This window comes from Streptomyces sp. TAA204, from assembly GCF_000424965.1.
In genome coordinates, this window is the sequence record NZ_KE384281.1 from 334,455 (window position 1) to 355,036 (window position 20,582).

The window sequence follows — 20,582 nt, forward strand, 5'->3', positions numbered from 1 at the left end:
GCAGAAAGCAGAGCCCGACCGTGAAAGCCACCCGCGTCCTCGTACTCAACTCAGGCTCCTCGTCGGTCAAGTACCAGCTGCTGGAGATGGCGGACGGCTCCCGGCTGGCCGCCGGCCTCGTGGAGCGCATCGGCGAGCGGCAGTCCCGGCTGACACACACCGGCCCCGCCTCCGGCAGCGAGAGGCCGGACACCACCGGAGAAGCGGCCACGGCGCCTCCGCAAGGTGAACAGCGCGAGCGCGTCGAGCAGTTCGCGGACCACGACGCCGCGCTGCGCGCCGTCGCGGACGAGCTGAGGAGTGACGGGACGGGCCTGGACTCCCCCGGACTCGCCGCGATCGGGCACCGCGTGGTGCACGGCGGCCGGTCCTTCACCCGGCCCACGCTCATCGACGACGCGGTGGTCGAGGAGATCAGGAACCTGATCCCGCTCGCCCCGCTGCACAATCCCGCCAACCTCACCGGCATCACCACCGCACGGGCGCTGAACCCCCGTCTGCCGCAGGTGGCCGTCTTCGACACCACCTTCCACACGACGATGCCGGAGCACGCCGCCCGCTACGCCATCGAGACACGGACCGCCGACGCCCACCGCGTCCGCCGCTACGGCTTCCACGGCACCTCGCACGCATACGTCTCCCGCAGGACGGCGCGGCTGCTCGGCAAGGACCCCTCACAGGTCAATGTGATCGTGCTGCACCTGGGCAACGGGGCCTCCGCCTCCGCCGTCGAGGCCGGCCGCTGCGTGGACACCTCGATGGGGCTCACGCCGCTGGAGGGCCTGGTGATGGGCACCCGCTCCGGTGACCTGGACCCGGCAGTGGTCTTCCATCTGGTGAGGGAGGCGGGCATGAGCGTGGACGGGGTCGACGAACTGCTGAACAGGCGGAGCGGTCTGGCCGGGCTGTGCGGGGACAACGACATGCGGGAGATCCTCCGCCGGACCGGGGAGGGTGACAGGAGCGCGCAGCTCGCCTTCGACGTCTACATCCACCGGCTCAAGAAGTACATCGGCGCCTACTCCGCCGTGCTCGGCCGCCTCGACGCCGTGGCCTTCACCGCCGGAGTGGGCGAGAATTCAGCTCCGGTACGCAGTGCCGCCCTCGCCGGTCTGGAGGGGCTGGGCCTGTCCGTCGACCCCCGTCTGAACGACGCGGAGGGACCGGCGGCGCGAGGGGCCCGGCTGATCTCGCCCCCGGACGCACGGGTCGCAGTGGCGGTCGTACCGACCGACGAGGAGCTGGAGATCGCACAGCAGACCTATGCGCTGGTCACCGGTGAAGGGCCGGAGCAGCATCCCGGCTGACAGCGTGATCCACTTCACCCCCGATTCGTTTCGCATCTGAACAAACCGTTAGGATCGTCCTATGCGCCGTTCCAAAATCGTCTGCACCCTGGGCCCCGCCGTCGACTCCTACGAGAAGCTGAAGACGCTGATCGAGGCCGGCATGAACGTGGCCCGCTTCAACATGAGCCACGGGTCCCACCCGGAGCACGAGGAGCGGTACGCCCGCGTCCGCAAGGCCGCCGAGGAGACCGGGCGGGCCGTGGGCGTCCTCGCCGACCTGCAGGGCCCCAAGATCCGTCTGGAGACCTTCGCGGAGGGACCGGTGGAGCTGGTCCGCGGCGAGGAGTTCACGGTCACCACCGAGGACGTGGCGGGCGACAGGACCATCTGCGGAACCACCTACAAGGGCCTCCCTGCGGACGTCACCAAGGGCGACGCCGTGCTGATCAACGACGGCAACGTGGCCCTGCAGGTGACCGAGGTGGACGGCCCCCGCGTACGCACCATCGTCATCGAGGGCGGCGTGATCTCCGACCACAAGGGCATCAACCTGCCCGGCGCGGCAGTCAACGTCCCGGCCATGTCCGAGAAGGACGTCGAGGACCTGAAGTTCGCCCTGCGCATGGGCTGTGACATGGTCGCGCTCTCCTTCGTGCGGGACGCCTCCGACGTGCGCGACGTTCACCGGATCATGGACGAGGTCGGCCGGCACGTACCGGTGATCGCCAAGGTGGAGAAGCCGCAGGCCGTCGAGAACATGGAGTCGGTCGTCCTCGCCTTCGACGGCGTGATGGTGGCGCGCGGCGACCTGGCCGTGGAGTATCCGCTGGAGCGCGTGCCGATGGTGCAGAAGCGCCTCATCGAACTGTGCCGCCGCAACGCCAAGCCGGTGATCGTGGCGACGCAGATGATGGAGTCGATGATCACCAACTCCCGGCCCAGCCGCGCGGAGGCGTCCGACGTCGCCAACGCGATCCTGGACGGCGCGGACGCCGTGATGCTCTCGGCCGAGTCCTCGGTCGGGCAGTACCCGATCGAGACGGTCAAGACGATGTCGAAGATCGTCGAAGCGGCCGAGGAGGAGCTGCTCGGCCGCGGCCTGCAGCCCCTGGTGCCGGGCAAGAAGCCGCGCACGCAAGGCGGTTCGGTCGCCCGCGCGGCGGCGGAGATGGCTGACTTCCTGAACGGCAAGGCACTGATCGCCTTCACCAAGTCGGGCGACACCGCACGCCGCCTCTCCCGCTACCGCGCCTGCCAGCCGATCCTGGCCTTCACCACCGAACCGGAGACCCGCAACCAACTCACCCTGAGCTGGGGCGTGGAGACGTACGTGGTGCCGCACGTCCGGCACACGGACGAGATGGTCGAGCTGGTCGACGCGGAGCTGCTGAAACTCCAGCGGTACGAAGCCGGCGACACCATGCTCATCACCGCGGGCTCCCCGCCCGGCGTCCCGGGGACGACGAACATGGTGCGGGTGCACCACCTGGGCGGCACGCAGGAGGCGTCAGAGCAGTCCTGAGATGTAAACGCCCGGACAGGCAACAGGCAACCAGCAGGGCCCGCGGCCTCGTTGTGAGGTCGCGGGCCCTGCTGTCGTGCGGCTCCCGGCGAAAGCGGGTGGGCGGCTCAGTCGATGCTCTGGTGCAGTCCGGGAACCGTCAGGTTGCCGCCGAACTGGCCGGCCTGCGTCACCTCGACCTTGGTGAAGTACGCCTCGGGGACGTTCAGCGGCGGCGGGTGCTCCGGGTCGAAGACGATCGGGATCAGCCCGAAGAGGTTGCCCTCCAGCCGCTCGGTGTACATGGTGACCTGTCCGCCACGGATGGTGGAGGTGGACCCCTGGGCGGCCCGTACGTGGTAGTTGGTGCCGTCCGGGGCCTGCACTATCTGGTGCAGGTCGCCGATGTCCACGCTGTCGGCGGTGAACTTGAGGGCCTGCTTGGTCTTGCCGTCCGCCGTACGGACGTTGACGACGCCCTTGTAGTCGAGGCCGTGCAGACCGAGCGAGGTCGCCTTCAGCGTCCACGGGTCGTTGGGCAGGGTGGCAGGGGTCTGCTCGTCCTCCCCGGCGTCCTTCTTCTCCTCGACGCAGGGGAAGGCCTTCTTGCCGTCCTCGGACGCCTTCCCGGACTCGGCCTTCCCGTCCGGTCCGTCCTCGCCCGGCTTTCCGGCCTCGCCGAGCTCGTCCACCGTGTCCTCGAGGCCCTCGCCGACCTTGCCGGCGGCGTCCTCGACGGGCTTGGAGGAGCCCGTGGACCCGGAGGCGGCCTTCTCCTCGGCTGCCTCCTCCTTCTCGGCCTTCTCCTTCTCGGCCTTCTCCTCGGCGGCCTTCTCCTTCTCGGCCTCCTCCTTCTCCTTCTTCTCGCCCGGGCTGAGGATGTCGCCGATCGCGTCGCCGATGCCGCCGATCAGGCCGCCGCCGTCGTCCTCGTCCTCCTCGTCCTCGTCCGGGTCGGACGGGCTCGGCGAGGGGTCGGACGGGCTGGGCTCAGGGTCGGAGGGGCCCGGCTCGGGCTTGTCCGAGTCGCCGCCGCCGGACGAGCCGCCCGAGGAGGGCGGTTCGGAGGGGCCGGACGACCCGGAACCGTCACCGGTGGAGCCGTCCTCCTTCTCGCCCTTGCCCTTCTCGTCCTTGTCCTGCTTGTCGTCCTCCGTGCCGTCCTTGTCCGGCTGGGACACGCAAGGGCCGGGCTTGAAGGGGTTCTTGGGCAGCGGCTTCGCGCTGGCCAGCTGGGGCGTGAGCCCCATGCCCATCAGGACCGCGGACGGCATCGCCGCGAGTGCGATCGCCTTGCCCGCGGGGACATGCAGACGGGTCAGCAGCGGCTTCCTCGGTGCCGCGTGACGCGGTCCGACTCTCCCGCGGCCGGCGCCGGACGCCGACTGCGCCGGCGTACCCGCCTCCTCATGCACCTCGTCACCCGGCACCGTGCCTCCCGTTCCCATGGTTCGCATCGGCTCCGGTCGACGGAGCCGTTCCAAAGACTGAAAGGTCGTCCTGGGCCGTACCTGAGAGGTGACGGGCGTCGGAGCCCGTGCTCCCCCCGGCCGCCGCTCCGGACGCCTTGTGCGTCGAGGAGTACGTCGGGCTCGACGGGGTCCTCTCCTCCACCACCGTGTCCTCGGGCTGGTCCCCGCCACCGCCGCCGCCCGCGTCAGCCTTGGCGAGCGGCTTCCCCGGAGCCCAGGAGACGCCCAGGGCGCCGCCGAACAGTCCCAGCAGGAAGCCGATCATGAAGGCCCCGACGTTCGAGACGACCAGGGAGACCAGCGAGAGCAGAATCGCCGCGATACCGGCGAACACCCGAGAATGGGGCTGGAACCACATCGTCAGCCCGAGTACCACCAGCAGCACGCCGATGATCAGCGAGCCGGCGCCCGCCGTCGTCGACATCCGAATGGTCAGTGAACCCAGTGTGAGGTTCTGGTACGGGATGTACATGATGGGGAAACCGGCGAGCAGAGTCAGCAACCCGCCCCAGAACGGGCGCTGTCCACGCCAGTCCCGGAACGAACTACGCTTCTGGCCGAATCCGGAAGTCGGCCTTTGTCGCGTCTCGGCGCTCATGTCGTACAGCTCCTCGGGACTGGCACGAAGCTTGCGTTGATGGAGCCGACCGTGCGGGTGCGGAGCGGCAAGGAGCAGCCGCTTCGCACCCGTACGGTCAGTGAGTGCCTGTCAGTAGCACTCGTTCTTGCCTTTCTTCACGGCCATCTTGAGACCGCTGAGCTTGAACGTGCCGGCGGTCGTCGCCCAGGCGCGCTGCTTGACATCCGTGAATATCGCGGTGTCGGCCTGCTGTGCGAACGAACCGGGCAGGTACTTGTCGCCCTTGTTGGGACCGGGACCCTTGGTGGTCTCGTCCACCGCGACGCCGATGTCGACGTTCTTGAACGTCGCGTTGGCGGCGATGTCGTCGGCGTCGACGTACAGCTTCTTCGCCTCGACCTGGGGGCCGCCCGCGGCACCCGCGCCCAACTTCATCGTCACGTCGCCGAATGCCGGCACCGGCACGACGACCGACTGGCAAAGATTCCTGATCTTCGCCGAGTTGAAGCCGACAACCGCGACGGGCTTCTTCCCGACCTTCGTCGAGTCGATCGCGCCGTACTGAACGAACCCGGTGCCTTCCAGCCGGTCGGCAGCGATCTTGAACTGCTGACCGGAGACGCTGAACGACGCCGCCAGCGCGCCCTGCGACAGGGCCACACCGATAGCTGCGGTGGCAGCGACACTCGGCACCATGACGACGGCGAACCGCTTCCATCTGGTCCCGCCACGAGCCAGGGACTCCATGACTTTCCTCCTTCTCGGACGTACATCTCCGGCCTGGACGAACCGCTCCTGAAACGGTCCGCTCCCTGACCTGGGATGGGAGAAGTGCTACGTCCTCGGGAAGGAGAGCGCCGTCATCGACAGACGTACGGATACGTCACGTCCGAGCTGTCGGCGATCACCCCCGAGCGACAACCACTGGCCACGCTCACGCGCAACCTGCTTTGTTCGGACAGGCTCTGCCTGATTCGGCGGAGACCCCCCTGTCCGGAAGACCGGCGGTGGTGCTGGGTGGGGCTGAAGCTTGCAGTGCCGGTCTGCTCGGTGGGGATCCAGTACCGAGGCAGCGCCGAATGGTTGCCGGGCTGCTGGCAATGGACCGAGCTTGGCCGATCGTGGTCTATCCGAACGCTGTGCACAAGGGGGTGCGTTACCAGCGAGTAACGGCCAGATAACCGGACGGCGGCCGATCAGCATAGGACAGACACACAGGGTCGTCACCCCCCATGCGCAAAGCGCGGAATCAATGCGGACATCAACGACCAAAGCCCGCAACCGCACTTACTACGAGTAACAGCGGCTGCGATTGCCAAGTTTTGGCAAAACACAGCCGCTGAGGCGCCTTTGAACCACGGGTCGCGAAGCTGCCCGTGTGACGGCGTGAGCCGTCAGAACAGCACGCGTGCGAGTGCGCTACGCGCCGTCACTACCCGTGGATCGTCCGAACCAATCACCTCGAAGAGCTCCAGCAGGCGAAGACGCGCTTTCTCCCGCTCGTCCCCGGCGGACCTTTTCACCGCCTCCACAAGGCGGCCGAAGGCGTCCTCCACATGGCCGCCGGCCATGTCCAGGTCTGCAGCCCGCAGTTGGGCGTCCACGTCGGACGGACGGTCGGCGGCGTCCTTGCGCGCCTGCTGCGCGTCCAGACCCTGTACGCGGCCCAGCAGTTCGGCCATGGCGAGACCGACGCGGGCCTCGACGTTGTTCGGGTCGCCGCTGAGGACGTTCTTGTACGCCTGGACCGCGCCGTTCAAGTCACCCGTGTCCAGCGCCTGCTGGGCGGCGACGAGTGCCGGGTCCTCGGGCTCCTCGGGCACGCCGGCCTCCTGCTCGCCCTCCTCCTCGGCGACGGCGCCCTGCAGGCCCGTGATACCGAAGCGCTCCTCGGAGACCTGGATCAGCTGGTCGAGCGTCTGGCGGATCTGTGCCTCGGGGGCGGCCCCCTGGAAGAGCGGCAGCGCCTGGCCGGCGACGACGGCGAAGACCGCGGGGATCCCCTGAACGCCGAACTGCTGCATCAGCATCTGGTTCTTGTCGGCGTCGATCTTCGCGAGCAGCACGCGCCCGGCGTACTCCCGCGTCAGACGTTCGAGCACGGGCGAGAGCTGCTTGCACGGCTCGCACCACTCGGCCCAGAAGTCGATGACGACCGGCACCTCGGCGGAGCGCTGGAGCACCTCCGCCTCGAAGCCGGCCTCGTCGACATCGATCACGAGATCCAGCGGTGCGTCCGCACCGCCCTGCTCGGCGGAGCGCGCCCTGACCTGCTCCGCCTTCTGCTTGGCCTCTCCGGCCGCCTTCACAGCGGAGAGGTCGACGACTCCGCTCATTGACATGTTGCGTGGCTGCATGTGTACCAGTCTCCCCCTTTCCCGCCGTGTTGTGTGCCGGGTCCCCACCGGCGTGTGGTCGTCGCACCGGAGACCTTCATTCCGATACCTCCCGTAGCGTATCCAGAAGGGCACCCGGCCGCGCAAGCCCCTTCGCCCGAGGCCCCGGTTCACCCCGCGCCGCATACCCCCCGTACGCCCGATATGGTCTCTCGCGATGCCCCCACCCGCCTCCGCCCCCCGCCGTGTCGGCCGCCCGCGCAGCGCCCGGGCGGACGCCGCCATCATGGACGCCACCCGCGCGGCGCTGGTCGACCTGGGCTGGGGAAAACTCACCATGGGACACGTCGCCGCGCGCGCCGGTGTCGCCAAGACCACCCTCTACCGGCGCTGGGCCAGCAAGGGCGAACTCGTCGTGCACGCGGTCGCGGTCCTCTTCGACGAACTGGAGCTGCCCGACCGGGGCAGCCTGCGGGCGGACGTCGAGGGCGTGGTGCTCTCCTTCGCGGCGATGCTCCAGCGGCCCGAGACCAACGCGTCGCTGATGGCCGTCGTCGCCGAGTCGACCCACGATCCGGCGCTGCGCGAGCACATCCGTGAGGCGATCGTGGAACGTCAGAAGCGGCTGGTGGTGCAGGGGCGCGAACGTGCCCAGGCGCGCGGCGAGTTGCCCCCGGACGAGGGAAGCGCGGAGGAGAGCGGGCGGCTGATCGACCTGATCTTCGACGTCATCGCGGGCGCGGTGGTGCACCGCACCCTGGTCAGCGCGCAACCGGTGGACGCGCGGTGGGCCGAGGAGTTCACCTCACTGCTCCTGCACGGTCTGACGGCCGCCTCCTCCGGCGGAGCCGCCCGCTGAGCGCGAGCGCGCCCACGGGGGGGCCGGGCGCCCCATCTCCCCGCCCCGCCCGAGTCCTGCCGCACCACCCGTGCCCCCTCGCTCCGGCACGGACGGCGCGGGGCGCCAGGGACACCACAGGGCGGTGGCCGGCGTGGCCACCGCCCTGTGCACGAACGCTCCCGTCGCGTCAGAAGACGGGCGGCTCCGTGTAGACGCCCCACTCGTCGCGCAGTGCGTCGCAGATCTCGCCCAGCGTGGCCTCCGCCCGTACCGCGTCGAGCATCGGGCCGATCATGTTGGCGTCGCCGCGCGCGGCCTCCATCATCTCGCCCAGCGCGGCGGAGACGGCCGCGTCGTCCCGCTGCTTGCGGCGTGTGCCCAGCGCCCGTACCTGCTCGTGCTCGACCTCGTGACTGACCCGCAGGATCTCCAGGTCACCGGTGACCGAGGAGGTGTGGCAGTTGACGCCGACCACCTTCTTGTCGTCCTTCTCCAGGGCCCGCTGGTAGGTGAAGGCGGCCTCGGCGATCTCACCGGTGAACCAGCCGTCCTCGATCCCGCGCAGGATGCCGGAGGTGATCGGCCCGATGGGGTGGTTCCCCTCGGGGACGGCACGCCTGCCGCGCTCCTTGATCTGCTCGAAGATCTTCTCCGCGTCGGCCTCGATGCGGTCGGTGAGCGCCTCGACGTACCACGAACCGCCCAGCGGATCGGCGACGTTGGTGACGCCGGTCTCCTCCATCAGCACCTGCTGGGTGCGCAGCGCGATCTCGGCGGCCTGCTCACTGGGCAGCGCGAGGGTCTCGTCGAGGGCGTTGGTGTGCAGCGAGTTGGTGCCGCCGAGCACGGCCGCGAGGGCCTCCACGGCGGTGCGTACGACGTTGTTGTACGGCTGCTGCGCGGTGAGGGAGACACCGGCGGTCTGGGTGTGGAAGCGCAGCCACTGCGCCTTCTCGCTGGTCGCCCCGTACTCGTCACGCATCCAGCGGGCCCAGATCCTGCGTGCCGCGCGGAACTTGGCGATCTCCTCGAAGAAGTCGACGTGCGCGTCGAAGAAGAAGGAGAGTCCGGGCGCGAAGGTGTCGACGTCCAGGCCCCGGCTCAGGCCCAGTTCCACGTACCCGAAGCCGTCGGCGAGCGTGTACGCCAGCTCCTGCGCGGCCGTGGAACCGGCCTCGCGGATGTGGTAGCCGGAGACCGAGAGCGGCTTGTAGGCGGGGATGTCGCGGCTGCAGTGCTCCATCAGGTCGCCGATCAGGCGCAGATGGGGCTCCGGCTGGAACAGCCACTCCTTCTGGGCGATGTACTCCTTGAAGATGTCGGTCTGCAGGGTGCCGTTGAGCACACCGGGGTCCACACCCTGCCGCTCGGCGGCGACGAGGTACATGCAGAAGACGGGCACCGCCGGGCCGGAGATCGTCATGGAGGTCGTCACGTCGCCGAGCGGGATGCCCGAGAAGAGCACCTCCATGTCGGCGGCGGAGTCGATGGCGACGCCGCAGTGCCCCACCTCGCCGAGCGAGCGGGGGTCGTCGGAGTCCCGGCCCATGAGCGTCGGCATGTCGAAGGCCACGGACAGCCCGCCGCCTCCGGCCTCCAGGATCATCTTGTAGCGCTCGTTGGTCTGCTCGGCGTTGCCGAAGCCCGCGAACTGGCGGATGGTCCAGGTGCGGCCCCGGTAGCCGGTCGGATGCAGTCCGCGCGTGAAGGGGTACTCGCCGGGCCAGCCGATCCGCTCGAAGCCCTCCAGGGAGTCACCGGAGGGCGGACCGTACACGGGGTCGACGGGGTCGCCGCTGAGCGTGGTGAAGTCGGCCTCCCGCTTGCGGGCGGCGTCGTACCGGGCCTGCCAGCGGCGGCGGCCCTCTTCAATCTCGTGTGCGTCCATACACCCGAATTTACTTGGACGTCCAAGTAATTGTCGACCGGCCGGTCCCGGAAAGCCGCGGCGGGAGCGGACGGAACGGGGACGGAACGGGCGCGGCGGCTACGCCTTGACGGGGGCGGTCTGCCCGTCCTCCAGCAGCGGCGCGACCTCACGGGCGATGCCGCGCTCCACGAAGAAGGCAGCCAGCGGGATCGTCCCGGAGACCAGCACCCACAGCAGCTTCCCGAACGGCCAGCGGGCCTTCTGCCCCAGGTCGAAGGCGAAGACGAGATAGATCATGAAGAGCAGGCCGTGGGCCTGCGAGACCACGAACGTGAGATCCTCGCCCGTGCCGAAGCCGTACTTGAAGATCATGCAGGTGCACAGCACCAGCAGCATCACGGCGGTGACATAGGCCATCACCCGGTAGCGGGTCAGCACGGACTTCTTCATGCCGACGAGCGTAACGGGGCCGCCCGCACAGCCCTCCGGCACCCCCGCCCGTCCCGCCCTTCCGGCGGGCCCCGGAGCGGAGAGGGCCGCTACTCCGCCGAGAAGTCCTCCGCGGCCAGCCGGAGCGGCCGCAGCATCGCGAAGATCTCTCCGCACTCCTCCGCGTCGTAGACCCCCAGCCCGAAGTCCACGGCCATCAGCTCGCGGGTCGCGGCCTCGCACACCTCCCGCCCGCGCGGCGTGATGGAGGCGAGGGTTCCGCGGCCGTCGTTGGGATTGGGGCGCTTGGCGACCAGGCCGGCATTCTGCAGCCGGTCGACGGTGTTGGTGACGGAGGTCGGGTGCACCATGAGGCGCTCCCCGATCTTCGACATCGGCAGTTCCCCCGCGCGCGAGAAGGTGAGCAGTACGAGCGCCTCGTACCGCGCGAAGGTCAGCCCGTACGGCTTGAGGACAGCGTCGACATGCGCGAGCAGGATCTGCTGCGCGCGCATGATCGAGGTGATCGCTGCCATGGACGGCACGGACCCCCAGCGCTGCTTCCAGAGCTCATCGGCGCGAGCGATCGGATCGAACGTCAGACTGAGCGGCTTCGGCACGCAGTAGACCCTAGTAGGCGCTCACATGCCGGCCATAGGCGTCTCACGAATCGGTCGTCCGCGCCGCCCTCCCGCTCTCGCGCGCGGTCCGGGGCGCTCAGTCCGCCAGGTGACGCTCGACGGCCTCGACCTTCGAGGTGAGCCCGTCCGTGACGCCCTGCCTGATGTCGGCCTTGAGGACCAGCGATACGCGGGGAGCGCGCTCCTCGACGGCGGCGACGGCCTCGCGCACGACCTCCATGCACGCGTCCCAGTCGCCCTCCAGCGAGGTGAACATGGCGTCGGTGCGGTGCGGGAGCCCCGACTCACGGACGACCCGCACCGCTTCGGCGACGTACTCGCCGACGTCCTCGCCCACGCCCAGCGGCGTCACCGAGAAGGCGACGATCATGAACTCTCCTTCGGGCTCTGCTCCTTGCGTGCGCGGGCGGCGATCACGCCCGCCTCCTCCTCACGCCGGAGCAGCTTGTCGGCGTAGAAGCCGCCGCCCGGCAGGACCGAGAGCGCGAACATCAGGGCGGCCCGCCCGAGAGGCCAGCGCACGCGGTTCCAGGCGTCCGCCCAGAAGAGCACGTACAGCACGAAGAGCGCGCCGTGCACGGCACCCATCACCGGTACGGCGTTGAACTCGGTGGTCCGCTTCAGCACGGAGCAGACCAGGAGAAGCAGGAAGGAGACCGCCTCGGGCGTCGAGACCAGACGCAGGCGGCGCAGGGCGGAGACCGACTTGGGAGGGAGGCCGGTCGGGGTTTCCAGGATGGCCACGGCAGATCCTCGATCGTTTGTGAAGGGATGCACAAGCGCTCGCCATTGTGGCAGCCCCTGCCCTCCTCGCCCAGCCCAGGGTAGGTTTCCGCATGTGGCTCAGTTCCGACTTCACAGCTCGAAAATGCTCGCCGTAGAGATGACCGGCGAGACCGTCAAGGCGAAGAACGGGTCCATGGTCGCCTACGACGGCCAGATGGCCTTCAAGAAGATGTCCGGCGGGGGTGAGGGCCTGCGGGGCATGGTGACGCGGCGCCTCACCGGCGAGCAGATGGCCGTCATGGAGGTGAAGGGCAGCGGGACGTGCTATTTCGCCGACCGCGCCAGCGACATCAACCTGGTCCGGCTCGACGGCGAGACCCTGCATGTCGAGGCCAGCAACCTGCTCTGCACGGACGCGGGTCTGCGCACCGGCACGACCTTCACCGGGCTGCGCGGCGCCTCCCAGGGCAACGGCCTGTTCACGACCACCGTCGAGGGCACCGGGATGGCGGCGTTGATGTCGGCCGGCCCGGCGGTGGTGCTGCGCGTCGCGCAGGGCATGCCGTTGCAGGTCGACCCGGGTGCGTACATCGCCCATCAGGGCAGTCTCCAGCAGAACTTCCAGACCGGAGTGAACTTCCGGACCCTCATGGGTGAGGGCTCCGGGGAGTCCTTCCAGATCCACTTCGAGGGCGACGGCCTCGTCTACGTGCAGCCCAGCGAGCGCAACACGATCGGGGGCGACGTCTGATGCCGTTCCGGGAGCTCAACTCCAAGATGGTCGAGGCCCGGGTGCAGCCCGGCCAGCGGCTGTTCAGCCAGCGCGGCGCCATGATCGCCTACACCGGCGAGGTCCGCTTCACCCCCAACATCCAAAGCGGCCAGGGCGGCCTGATGTCCATGATCGGACGGCGCGCCGCCGGCGAGGCGGCGCCGCTGATGACGGTCGAGGGCTCCGGCTCGGTGATGTTCGGGCACGGCGGCCACCACGTCGAGGTCATCAACCTCGACGGCGACACCCTCTGCGTCGAGGCCGACCGGCTGCTGGCCTTCGACGGGACACTGGAGCAGGGCACTCTCTTCCTCGGCTCCGACGGCGGCGTGATGGGCATGGTGCGCGGCCAGGTCACCGGACAGGGCCTGTTCACCACCACGCTCAAGGGCAGGGGCGCGGTGGCGGTGATGGCGGACGGCGGCGTCGTCCGGCTGCCGATCACCCCGGACCGGCCGGTGCATGTGGACCCGCAGGCGTACGTGGCCCACCACGGTGACGTACGCAACAAGCTCTCGACCGCGCTCGGCTGGCGGGAGATGGTGGGCCGCGGCTCCGGTGAGGGCTTCCAGCTCGAACTGTCCGGAAGCGGTGCCGTGTTCGTTCAGGCGAGTGAGGAGAAGCTGTGACCGCCGGCCCCCGGATCCTGGACGTGACGACCCTCCCGTCCGACGACAACGTCAACGACTACACCTTCTGCGTGGAGCTCAACGGCCAGTGGTTCCTGCAGAAGGGCAAGATGATCGCCTACTACGGGCAGATCGAGTTCACCGGCGTCGGCCACGGCCACCTCGACCGCCTCGTCGCCACCAGCTTCCACTCGCCGCTGCATGCATCCGACTGGGTCGTCGCCGAGGGCAGCGGCAAGATGCTGCTCGCCGACCGCGCGTTCGACGTCAACTCCTACGACCTGGAGGACGGCAACCTCACCGTCCGTTCCGGCAACCTGCTGGCCTTCGAGCCCTCGCTGTCCCTGAAGCAGTCGATCATCCCGGGCTTCCTCACCCTCATCGGCACGGGCAAGTTCGTCGCGGCCTCCAACGGCGCGGTGCACTTCGTCGAACCGCCCGTACGCGTCGACCCGCAGGCCATCGTGGGCTGGGCCGACTGCCCCTCGCCGTGCCACCACTACGACCACGGCTACCTCAAGGGCGTGCTGGGCGGCATCCGTGCCCTGACGGGCCTGGGCGGCGCCTCCGGCGAGGAGCACCAGTTCGAGTTCGTCGGCTCGGGCACCGTGCTGATCCAGTCCACCGAGGTACTGATGGCCGAGCAGGCGACGGGTGCGGTGCCGCACGAGGCAGGCGTACCGGGCGGGGGCGTGCAGGCGTCGCAGCCTCCGGGCCAGTCGGGCGGCCTGCAGAGAAGGTTCGGGCTGTGAGTACATTCGTGCGGACTTCGGACAGGCCCTGGGTTAAGTTGCCTGGTATGGACACCGACAACGGCACCTGTTGGCTCACCGAGGACGAGCAGCGGGCATGGCGCATCCACCTGGACGTCAACCGCCTGCTCATGCACCAGCTGGAGCGTGACCTCCAGCCGTTCGGTCTGACCATGAACGACTACGAGATCCTGGTCAATCTCTCCGAGTCCGAGGAGCACCGGATGCGGATGAGCGATCTGGCCGCCTCCACTCTCCAGTCCAAGAGCCGTCTCTCGCACCAGATCACACGCATGGAGAAGGCGGGCCTCGTCCGCCGCGAGAGCTGCGAGTCGGACAAGCGCGGGCTGTTCGCCGTACTCACCGAGGACGGCTGGGAGACGATGCGCGGCGTCGCCCCGCACCATGTGGCCTCGGTGAGGCGCCACTTCATCGACCGGATGTCGCCGGAGGACCTCGCGCACCTCTACGAGACGCTGCGCCCCGTCGCGGAGAAGCTCCGCGCCGAACGCGGCCGGTTCTGACGGAACTCCGCGCCGGTCAGCCCGCGGCGGGCAGGCACAGCACGAAGCGGGAGCCGTCCGTGACGGTCAGCGTCCCGCCGTGCCGCGCCGCCACATCGCGGGCGATGGCCAGCCCGAGGCCCGCCCCGCCCTCGTCACGGCTGCGGGCGTCGTCGAGCCGTACGAACCGTTCGAAGATGCGCTCACGCTCGGCCTCCGGCACGCCGTCGCCGTCGTCGGAGACCTCCACCTCGACCCGTCCGTCCACCTCGCGCACCTCGACCGTGACCTCCGAGGCCGCATGCCGCTGGGCGTTCTGCAGGAGGTTGGCGACCACGCGCGTCAACTGAGTACGTGAGCCGGACACTTCACCCTCGGCCGGTTCCCCCAGCCGCACCGGGTGTCGTCCCCACTGCTGCTGCGCCAGCTCCTCGCGTACCAGGGCACCCAGGGACACGCGCTGGTCGCCGGGCCGCTCGCCCGCGTCGAGACGGGCGAGCAGCAGCAGATCGGTCGCGAGCTGCTGGAGCCGCACGGTGTCCGTGACCGCGCCGTCCACATCCAGCAACTCGGGGTGGGCGGCGCCCACTTCGAGCTGCGTACGCAGCGAGGCGATGGGGCTGCGCAGCTCGTGCGAGACGTCGGCGACGAAGCGCCGCTGGCGTTCGACGGAGGACTCCAGCGCCGCGAGTGTCTCGTTCGTCGTGCGCGCCAGGCGTGCCACCTCGTCCCGCGCGTGCGGCTCGGGCACCCGCCGCGACAGATCCGTGCTGGCGGTGATCCCGGCCATCTCGCTGCGGATGCTCTCCACCGGCTGCAGCGCGCGCCGTGTCACCAGCCACGTCACTCCGCCCACGACCAGCAGCAGGGCGGGCAGGCCGAGCAGCATCGACCGCGTGACGGAGGAGACGGCCTCCTGCTGGTCCTTGAGCGAGGCGCCCGCGTACACCGTCACCGGGGTGCCGTCGCGGGTGCCGCTCTGCACGCCGACGACCGTGAAGTCGCCCTTCTCACCGTCCTCTCCGAGCGGCAGCGACAGCGTCCGCTCCTCGATCTCTCCGTCGACCTCGACGGGGCGGACGTCGTCCTCGTCATCGTCGTCATCGTCCGTACGGCCGCCGCCCTCGGCGCGGTTGAAGTCCGCGACGGGGCCGCGCCCGCGCAGCGACTCCCCCGCGCCCAGCACCTTCCCGCCGGGCCCGACGACCTGCACGGGGTCCTCGTCCTCGCCGAGTCCGTCCACGTCCGCCACATCGCGGGTGTCCTCGTCGGAGACCTGGGCGGCCACCTCACGGCCCTTCGCCTCGGCCTGGAGCCGGGCGTTGTCGGCCAGCCCGCCGCGCAGCACCGCCACCACGACGAATCCGGCGGCCACCAGCGCGACGGCCACCACGAGGGTCGCGCCCAGCGCGGCGCGCATCCGGACGGAGGCCCTACGCACCGGCGTTCACCAGCCTGTATCCGGCGCCCCGCACGGTGACGATCCAGTCCGCGCCCAGCTTGCGGCGCAGGGCGCTGATGTAGACCTCGACGATGTTGACGTCGCCGTCGTATGCGAAGTCCCAGACGTGCTCCAGGATTTCCGCCTTGGACACGAGGTCCCCGGCACGCGTCGCCAGGTGCTCCAGGACCGCGAACTCCTTCGCGGTGACCGGCACTTCCCTCTCCCCCACCGACACCCGCCGGCTGCCCGGGTCGACTCTCAGCTCTCCCACTCCGATCACCGTCCTGGCCCCGCGCGTGCGGCGGCGCAACAGGGCGCGGACCCGAGCGAGCAGCACCACGTACGAGAAGGGCTTGGTCAGATAGTCGTCGGCGCCGGTGTCCAGCCCCTCGGCCTCGTCGTACTCGCCGTCCTTGGCGGTCAGCATCAGCACCGGTGTCTCGTCCCCGGCCGCCCGCAGCGCCGCGCAGACGCGGTAGCCGTTCATGCCGGGCAGCATGATGTCGAGCACGATCAGGTCGTACTCGCTCTCACTCGCCCTGTACAGCCCTTCGGCGCCGTCGTGCACGACATCGACGGCGAACCCCTCGGCGGTCAGGCCCTTGGCGAGTGACAGGGCGAGCCGCCGCTCGTCCTCCACTATCAGCAGACGCATGGGTCCACTCTCCCGCACCGGACCTGAAGTGATCTTCAGGCGGCTTCAGGCTGCGTTCAGCATCCTCCCGCCACGGTGGGACACACATCGCAAGCCACTCGGGAGGAACCATGAAGCGCAAGATCGCCATCGCCACGGTCACCGCCGCCGCCCTGATCGGTACCGGCACGCTCTCCGCCGCCGCCCGCGCGGACGACGGCGGAAAGCAGGAGACCAGTAGCGTCCGGACGGACGACCGCGACGACGCCAGGTCTGCCACGACGACCGCTGCCGAAGCAGCCGCCACGGCGAACAAGGCGGCACCGGGCACCGTCACGGGAATCGACCTGGACGACGGCGTCTGGGAGGTCGAGGTCACCAAGGACGGCACGTCGCACGAGACAAGGCTGGACGCCAAGACGGGCAAGGTCCTCGGCAAGCACAAGGAGGACGATGACGACGACACCGCCCCGGCGAACCCGAAGGTCTCGGCAGCCGACGCCGCGGAGAAGGCATCGGACCGCGGCACGGTCACCTCGGTCGACCTCGACGACAACGCCTGGGAGGTCGAGACCGAGAAGAACGGCAAGGAGCAGGAGCTGAGCATCGACCTCACCTCCGGCAAGGTCACCGCCCAGACCTCGGACGACGACGACTGATCGACGCCCGTCCACCACCGCGGACACCCACCGGCGCGAGGTGACAGGGCCCTGCCCGCCCCGTCCACCACCCCGCAGACCCCACCCGCGGACACCCACCGGCGCGAGGTGACGAGGCTCTGCCCGCCCCGTCCACCACCCGCGGACACCCACCGGCGTGAGGTGACGGGGCCGGAGGGGAGGGGTGGCCGTACGGGGACACTCAAGCGTGATTTTCGGCCCGGCATCCACGTCACGGGCAACGTGACGACTGGGGGCTCCGGGCCGTAAATCATGCCGTCCCCGTACGGCCGCCCCGGACCGCAGGCCCCGTCACCGCACCCCCGGCACCGCCCGCACCGAACCCCACGCCCAGACACCGCCCGCGACGCGAAACCCGCGCCTACCCCTCCGTGACCCCCGCCACCAACTCGTCCGCCGCCGCGTACGGGTCGAGCGCTCCCCCGACGACCCGTTCCGCCAGCGCGTCGATCCGCTGCCGCCCCCGCAGCTCCCCCATCCGCTCCCGCAGCGCGGTCACCGCGATCGTCTCGATCTCCCGCGCCGCCCGCCGCGTACGCCGCTCCGCGAGGACACCGCGCTCCTCCATCCACGCGCGGTGCTTCTCCAGTGCCTCCACGACCTCCTCGGTGCCCTCACCCCGTGCCGCCACGGTCTTGACGATGGGCGGACGCCAGTCGCCGGGCGACCGGGCCTCTCCGAGTCCGAGCATGTGGTTGAGTTCGCGGGCGGTCGCGTCGGCCCCGTTGCGGTCTGCCTTGTTGACCACGTAGACGTCGCCGATCTCCAGGATTCCGGCCTTGGCGGCCTGGATGCCGTCCCCCATGCCCGGGGCGAGCAGAACGACGCTCGTGTCGGCCTGGGCCGCGATTTCCACCTCGCTCTGCCCGACACCCACCGTCTCGACGAGCACGACGTCGCATCCCGCCGCGTCGAGCACCCGGATCGCCTGCGGCGCGGCCCACGCCAGGCCGCCGAGGTGCCCGCGGGTGGCCATCGAGCGGATGTAGACGCCGGGGTCGGAGGCGTGGTCGCCCATCCGTACCCGGTCGCCGAGCAGCGCTCCGCCCGAGAACGGCGAGGAGGGGTCGACGGCGAGGATGCCCACGCGTTTGCCCGCGCGCCGGTACGCGGCGACGAGGGAGGAGGTGGAGGTGGATTTGCCCACGCCCGGCGACCCGGTCAGGCCCACCACGTACGCGTTGCCGCACAGGGGTGCGAGCGCCGCCATGACCTCACGCAGCTGCGGTGACGCCCCCTCCACGAGAGAGATCAGCCGGGCCACCGCCCGCGGCCTTCCCTCTCGCGCCTGTGCCACCAGCTCGGGGACGTCTGCCGCCATGCCTGCCGCGCTCCTCTTGTCTTCTCCACGGACCCGGTTGCGGACCCCGGCCTCTCCAGGCCCCGGCGGGTCCGGTCCGGCTCCCGTTCACGGATACCCCGACGGCTCACCGTCACGGATCCCCCACAGCTCACCGTCACAGCTCACCGCCCGGACCCCCGTCAGGATCCCCGCCACAGCTCACCGCCCGGACCCCCGTCAGGATCCCCGCCACAGCTCACCGCCACGGATCCCCGCTCACGGATCCCCGCTCACGGGTCTCCATCTGCCCCCACTCCACCCGACCGCCCGCGACGCGACCGGCCGGACGCCCCGGAGGACGGGGTCACTCGCCGGGAACCCGCAGCACCAGCGCGTCACCCTGCCCGCCACCGCCGCACAGCGCCGCGGCACCGACGCCGCCGCCCCTGCGCCGCAGTTCCAGTGCGAGGTGCAGGGCGATACGCGCCCCGGACATCCCGATCGGGTGTCCCAGGGCAATCGCGCCGCCGTTGACGTTCACCTTTTCGGGGCTCACGCCGAGGTCCTTCATTGACTGCACGGCGACGGCCGCGAACGCCTCGTTGATCTCGATCAGGTCGAGCTCTCCGGCGCTCAGGCCCCCGCCGTCCTTCGCGAGGGCGTGCTCGATCGCGCGTGAGGGCTGGGACTGCAGGGAGTTGTCCGGTCCGGCCACGTTCCCGTGGGCACCGATCTCGGCGAGCCATTCCAGCCCCATCTCCTCGGCCTTGGCCCTGCTCATGACGACGACGGCCGCGGCACCGTCGGAGATCTGCGAGGCCGAACCGGCCGTGATCGTCCCGTCCTTGGCGAAGGCGGGGCGCAGCTTTCCCAGCGATTCGGCCGTGGTCTCACCGCGGATGCCCTCGTCCTGGCTGAAGACGACGGGCTCGCCCTTGCGCTGCGGGATCTCGACCGGGGTGATCTCGGCGTCGAAGAGGCCGTTCTTCTGTGCGGCGGCCGCCCGCTGGTGGGAGCGCGCGGCGACCTCGTCCTGCTCGGGACGGGCGATGCCCAGCCTGGTGTTGTGCTTCTCCGTGGAGGCGCCCATCGCGATGTTCTCGAAGGAGTCGGTCAGCCCGTCGTGCGCCATCGCGTCCAGCATCTCGACGGCTCCGTACTTGTAGCCCTCGCGGGACTTGGGCATCAGGTGCGGCGCGTTCGTCATCGACTCCTGGCCGCCCGCGACGACGATGTCGAACTCCCCCGCACGGACGAGCTGGTCGGCGAGGGCGATGGCGTCCAGCCCGGACAGGCACACCTTGTTGACGGTCAGCGCGGGCACGTTCATCGGGATGCCCGCCTTGACGGCGGCCTGGCGGGCCGGGATCTGCCCGGCGCCGGCCTGGAGGACCTGGCCCATGATCACGTACTCGACCCGGTCGCCGCCGATCCCCGCCCGCTCCAGCGCGGCCTTGATGGCGAAGCCGCCGAGGTCGGCCCCGGAGAAGGACTTGAGCGAGCCGAGCAGCCGCCCCATCGGGGTGCGCGCTCCGGAGACGATCACGGAGGTGCTGCTGCCGGCCGTACGAGCTGACGTAGCAGTCATGAGGGTTCGGGTCCCTTCGGCGGGTGAGTTAACGAGGGTTAGCGCCAATGTACTGAGCGGTACTGTCCCGGGTCACCGGTCAGCCGGTGTGACCGTGCGCACGTTGCGTAACCAGGCGCCGAGGCGCTGCACTGGGGCCATGCTGACGCGTATCGACCACATCGGGATCGCCTGCTTCGACCTTGAGCGGACCGTCGAGTTCTACCGTGCCACGTACGGCTTCGAGGTCTTCCACACCGAGGTCAACGAGGAGCAGGGCGTGCGGGAGGCCATGCTCCGCATCAACGGGACCGACGACGGCGGTTCGTCCTGGCTCCAGCTCCTGGAACCGGTGCGGGAGGACTCCACGGTCGCCAAGTGGCTGGCCAAGCACGGGGAGGGCGTCCACCACATCGCCTTCGGAACCGCCGACGTGGACGCCGACGCGGCGGCCGTCGGCGAGCGCGGTGTCCGGGTGCTCTACGACGAGCCGCGCCGCGGCTCGATGGACTCGAGGATCACCTTCCTGCACCCCAAGGACTGCCACGGTGTCCTCACGGAGTTGGTCACCGCCGCCGCCCCACAGGCCTCTGCCGACCCATCGGCCGCAACGGACCACTGACGGCTGCCTTTG

Annotated in this window: 22 protein-coding genes; 9 read left to right on the plus strand and 13 right to left on the minus strand. The window is 70.0% G+C overall.

The window, feature by feature from the left end; all coding sequences use genetic code 11:
• Positions 1-20: 20 nt before the first annotated feature.
• Both H343_RS0126040 and pyk read left to right on the plus strand, forming a co-directional pair.
• The gene (locus H343_RS0126040; RefSeq protein WP_028433523.1) at positions 21-1,307 is read left to right on the plus strand and encodes an acetate kinase; all 1,287 of its coding nucleotides are present in this window, start codon (positions 21-23) and stop codon (positions 1,305-1,307) included.
• Between the two features lie 61 nt (positions 1,308-1,368).
• Positions 1,369-2,811 carry a pyruvate kinase gene (gene pyk / locus H343_RS0126045; protein ID WP_028433524.1) on the plus strand — a complete coding sequence of 481 codons (1,443 nt, stop codon included), beginning with the start codon at positions 1,369-1,371 and terminating at the stop codon, positions 2,809-2,811.
• 107 nt (positions 2,812-2,918) lie between these two features.
• On the opposite strand, the gene H343_RS0126050 is transcribed toward pyk, so the two are convergent.
• From H343_RS0126050 to H343_RS0126065, 4 genes are all read right to left on the minus strand, one after another.
• A complete protein-coding gene (locus H343_RS0126050; RefSeq protein WP_486587055.1) occupies positions 2,919-4,247 on the minus strand; it encodes a hypothetical protein in 1,329 nt (442 codons plus the stop codon).
• A complete protein-coding gene (locus H343_RS0126055) occupies positions 4,210-4,860 on the minus strand; it encodes a DUF6114 domain-containing protein (RefSeq protein WP_028433526.1) in 651 nt (216 codons plus the stop codon). The genes H343_RS0126050 and H343_RS0126055 overlap by 38 nt, the downstream gene beginning before the upstream one ends.
• Before the next feature lie 111 nt (positions 4,861-4,971).
• Positions 4,972-5,589, minus strand: coding sequence for a DUF6230 family protein (locus H343_RS0126060; protein WP_028433527.1), 618 nt, complete (start codon positions 5,587-5,589; stop codon positions 4,972-4,974).
• Between the two features lie 647 nt (positions 5,590-6,236).
• On the minus strand, positions 6,237-7,199 hold the full coding sequence (locus H343_RS0126065; RefSeq protein WP_028433528.1) for a tetratricopeptide repeat protein: 963 nt from the start codon (positions 7,197-7,199) through the stop codon (positions 6,237-6,239).
• 196 nt (positions 7,200-7,395) lie between these two features.
• Between H343_RS0126065 and H343_RS0126070 the strand changes: the two genes are divergently transcribed.
• Positions 7,396-8,037, plus strand: coding sequence for a TetR/AcrR family transcriptional regulator (locus H343_RS0126070; protein ID WP_028433529.1), 642 nt, complete (start codon positions 7,396-7,398; stop codon positions 8,035-8,037).
• A gap of 169 nt (positions 8,038-8,206) precedes the next feature.
• Here the strand turns inward: H343_RS0126070 and icmA are convergent, their stop codons facing one another.
• The 5 genes from icmA to H343_RS0126095 all read right to left on the minus strand — a co-directional run bounded on the left by icmA (position 8,207) and on the right by H343_RS0126095 (position 11,703).
• Complete coding sequence (icmA, locus tag H343_RS0126075; protein ID WP_028433530.1) at positions 8,207-9,907, minus strand: coenzyme B12-dependent isobutyryl-CoA mutase large subunit; 1,701 nt, start codon at positions 9,905-9,907, stop codon at positions 8,207-8,209.
• Between the two features lie 99 nt (positions 9,908-10,006).
• Positions 10,007-10,339, minus strand: coding sequence for a DUF3817 domain-containing protein (locus H343_RS0126080; protein WP_028433531.1), 333 nt, complete (start codon positions 10,337-10,339; stop codon positions 10,007-10,009).
• Between the two features lie 89 nt (positions 10,340-10,428).
• Positions 10,429-10,938 carry a MarR family transcriptional regulator gene (locus H343_RS0126085; RefSeq protein WP_028433532.1) on the minus strand — a complete coding sequence of 170 codons (510 nt, stop codon included), beginning with the start codon at positions 10,936-10,938 and terminating at the stop codon, positions 10,429-10,431.
• Positions 10,939-11,035: 97 nt separating this feature from the next.
• Positions 11,036-11,329, minus strand: a complete 294-nt coding sequence (locus H343_RS0126090) for an MTH1187 family thiamine-binding protein (protein ID WP_028433533.1) — start codon at positions 11,327-11,329, stop codon at positions 11,036-11,038.
• Positions 11,326-11,703, minus strand: coding sequence for a DUF3817 domain-containing protein (locus H343_RS0126095; RefSeq protein WP_051266050.1), 378 nt, complete (start codon positions 11,701-11,703; stop codon positions 11,326-11,328). Before H343_RS0126095 ends, H343_RS0126090 begins: the two co-directional genes overlap by 4 nt.
• 94 nt (positions 11,704-11,797) lie before the next feature.
• On the opposite strand from H343_RS0126095, the gene H343_RS0126100 reads away from it, so the two are divergent.
• From H343_RS0126100 to H343_RS0126115, 4 genes are read left to right on the plus strand one after another with little or no spacing between them, the layout of a single operon-like run.
• Positions 11,798-12,436 carry an AIM24 family protein gene (locus tag H343_RS0126100; protein WP_486587056.1) on the plus strand — a complete coding sequence of 213 codons (639 nt, stop codon included), beginning with the start codon at positions 11,798-11,800 and terminating at the stop codon, positions 12,434-12,436.
• Positions 12,436-13,086, plus strand: a complete 651-nt coding sequence (locus H343_RS0126105) for an AIM24 family protein (RefSeq protein ID WP_028433536.1) — start codon at positions 12,436-12,438, stop codon at positions 13,084-13,086. The genes H343_RS0126100 and H343_RS0126105 overlap by 1 nt, the downstream gene beginning before the upstream one ends.
• The gene (locus tag H343_RS0126110) at positions 13,083-13,838 is read left to right on the plus strand and encodes an AIM24 family protein (RefSeq protein ID WP_028433537.1); all 756 of its coding nucleotides are present in this window, start codon (positions 13,083-13,085) and stop codon (positions 13,836-13,838) included. Before H343_RS0126105 ends, H343_RS0126110 begins: the two co-directional genes overlap by 4 nt.
• 47 nt (positions 13,839-13,885) lie before the next feature.
• Positions 13,886-14,362: a MarR family transcriptional regulator gene (locus tag H343_RS0126115; RefSeq protein ID WP_028433538.1), complete on the plus strand. Its 477-nt coding sequence runs from the start codon at positions 13,886-13,888 to the stop codon at positions 14,360-14,362.
• Positions 14,363-14,378: 16 nt separating this feature from the next.
• On the opposite strand, the gene H343_RS0126120 is transcribed toward H343_RS0126115, so the two are convergent.
• Positions 14,379-15,782: an ATP-binding protein gene (locus H343_RS0126120; RefSeq protein ID WP_028433539.1), complete on the minus strand. Its 1,404-nt coding sequence runs from the start codon at positions 15,780-15,782 to the stop codon at positions 14,379-14,381.
• A complete protein-coding gene (locus tag H343_RS0126125; protein WP_028433540.1) occupies positions 15,775-16,440 on the minus strand; it encodes a response regulator transcription factor in 666 nt (221 codons plus the stop codon). The genes H343_RS0126120 and H343_RS0126125 overlap by 8 nt, the downstream gene beginning before the upstream one ends.
• 110 nt (positions 16,441-16,550) lie before the next feature.
• Here H343_RS0126125 and H343_RS0126130 point away from each other — a divergent pair, with 110 nt between their 5' ends.
• Positions 16,551-17,078 (plus strand): PepSY domain-containing protein, encoded by a 528-nt coding sequence (locus H343_RS0126130; RefSeq protein ID WP_028433541.1) that lies wholly within the window; start codon positions 16,551-16,553, stop codon positions 17,076-17,078.
• A 382-nt stretch (positions 17,079-17,460) separates the two neighbouring features.
• Here the strand turns inward: H343_RS0126130 and meaB are convergent, their stop codons facing one another.
• Both meaB and H343_RS0126140 read right to left on the minus strand, forming a co-directional pair.
• Positions 17,461-18,420: a methylmalonyl Co-A mutase-associated GTPase MeaB gene (meaB, locus tag H343_RS0126135; RefSeq protein ID WP_028433542.1), complete on the minus strand. Its 960-nt coding sequence runs from the start codon at positions 18,418-18,420 to the stop codon at positions 17,461-17,463.
• Positions 18,421-18,745: 325 nt separating this feature from the next.
• Complete coding sequence (locus tag H343_RS0126140) at positions 18,746-19,927, minus strand: acetyl-CoA C-acetyltransferase (RefSeq protein WP_028433543.1); 1,182 nt, start codon at positions 19,925-19,927, stop codon at positions 18,746-18,748.
• 181 nt (positions 19,928-20,108) lie between these two features.
• Here H343_RS0126140 and mce point away from each other — a divergent pair, with 181 nt between their 5' ends.
• A complete protein-coding gene (gene mce, locus H343_RS0126145; protein WP_028433544.1) occupies positions 20,109-20,570 on the plus strand; it encodes a methylmalonyl-CoA epimerase in 462 nt (153 codons plus the stop codon).
• The last annotated feature ends 12 nt before the right edge of the window (positions 20,571-20,582 follow it).

Excerpts from the sequence above, each read along its gene's own strand:
- H343_RS0126090 (WP_028433533.1), bottom strand. The coding sequence starts at position 11,329 with ATGATCGTCGCCTTCTCGGTGACGCCGCTGGGCGTGGGCGAGGACGTC.
- H343_RS0126060 (WP_028433527.1), bottom strand. The coding sequence starts at position 5,589 with ATGGAGTCCCTGGCTCGTGGCGGGACCAGATGGAAGCGGTTCGCCGTC.
- pyk (WP_028433524.1), top strand. The coding sequence starts at position 1,369 with ATGCGCCGTTCCAAAATCGTCTGCACCCTGGGCCCCGCCGTCGACTCC.
- H343_RS0126050 (WP_486587055.1), bottom strand. The coding sequence starts at position 4,247 with ATGCGAACCATGGGAACGGGAGGCACGGTGCCGGGTGACGAGGTGCAT.
- H343_RS0126055 (WP_028433526.1), bottom strand. The coding sequence starts at position 4,860 with ATGAGCGCCGAGACGCGACAAAGGCCGACTTCCGGATTCGGCCAGAAG.
- H343_RS0126130 (WP_028433541.1), top strand. The coding sequence starts at position 16,551 with ATGAAGCGCAAGATCGCCATCGCCACGGTCACCGCCGCCGCCCTGATC.
- H343_RS0126080 (WP_028433531.1), bottom strand. The coding sequence starts at position 10,339 with ATGAAGAAGTCCGTGCTGACCCGCTACCGGGTGATGGCCTATGTCACC.
- meaB (WP_028433542.1), bottom strand. The coding sequence starts at position 18,420 with ATGGCGGCAGACGTCCCCGAGCTGGTGGCACAGGCGCGAGAGGGAAGG.
- H343_RS0126125 (WP_028433540.1), bottom strand. The coding sequence starts at position 16,440 with ATGCGTCTGCTGATAGTGGAGGACGAGCGGCGGCTCGCCCTGTCACTC.
- H343_RS0126065 (WP_028433528.1), bottom strand. The coding sequence starts at position 7,199 with ATGCAGCCACGCAACATGTCAATGAGCGGAGTCGTCGACCTCTCCGCT.
- H343_RS0126115 (WP_028433538.1), top strand. The coding sequence starts at position 13,886 with ATGGACACCGACAACGGCACCTGTTGGCTCACCGAGGACGAGCAGCGG.
- H343_RS0126070 (WP_028433529.1), top strand. The coding sequence starts at position 7,396 with ATGCCCCCACCCGCCTCCGCCCCCCGCCGTGTCGGCCGCCCGCGCAGC.
- H343_RS0126105 (WP_028433536.1), top strand. The coding sequence starts at position 12,436 with ATGCCGTTCCGGGAGCTCAACTCCAAGATGGTCGAGGCCCGGGTGCAG.
- icmA (WP_028433530.1), bottom strand. The coding sequence starts at position 9,907 with ATGGACGCACACGAGATTGAAGAGGGCCGCCGCCGCTGGCAGGCCCGG.
- mce (WP_028433544.1), top strand. The coding sequence starts at position 20,109 with ATGCTGACGCGTATCGACCACATCGGGATCGCCTGCTTCGACCTTGAG.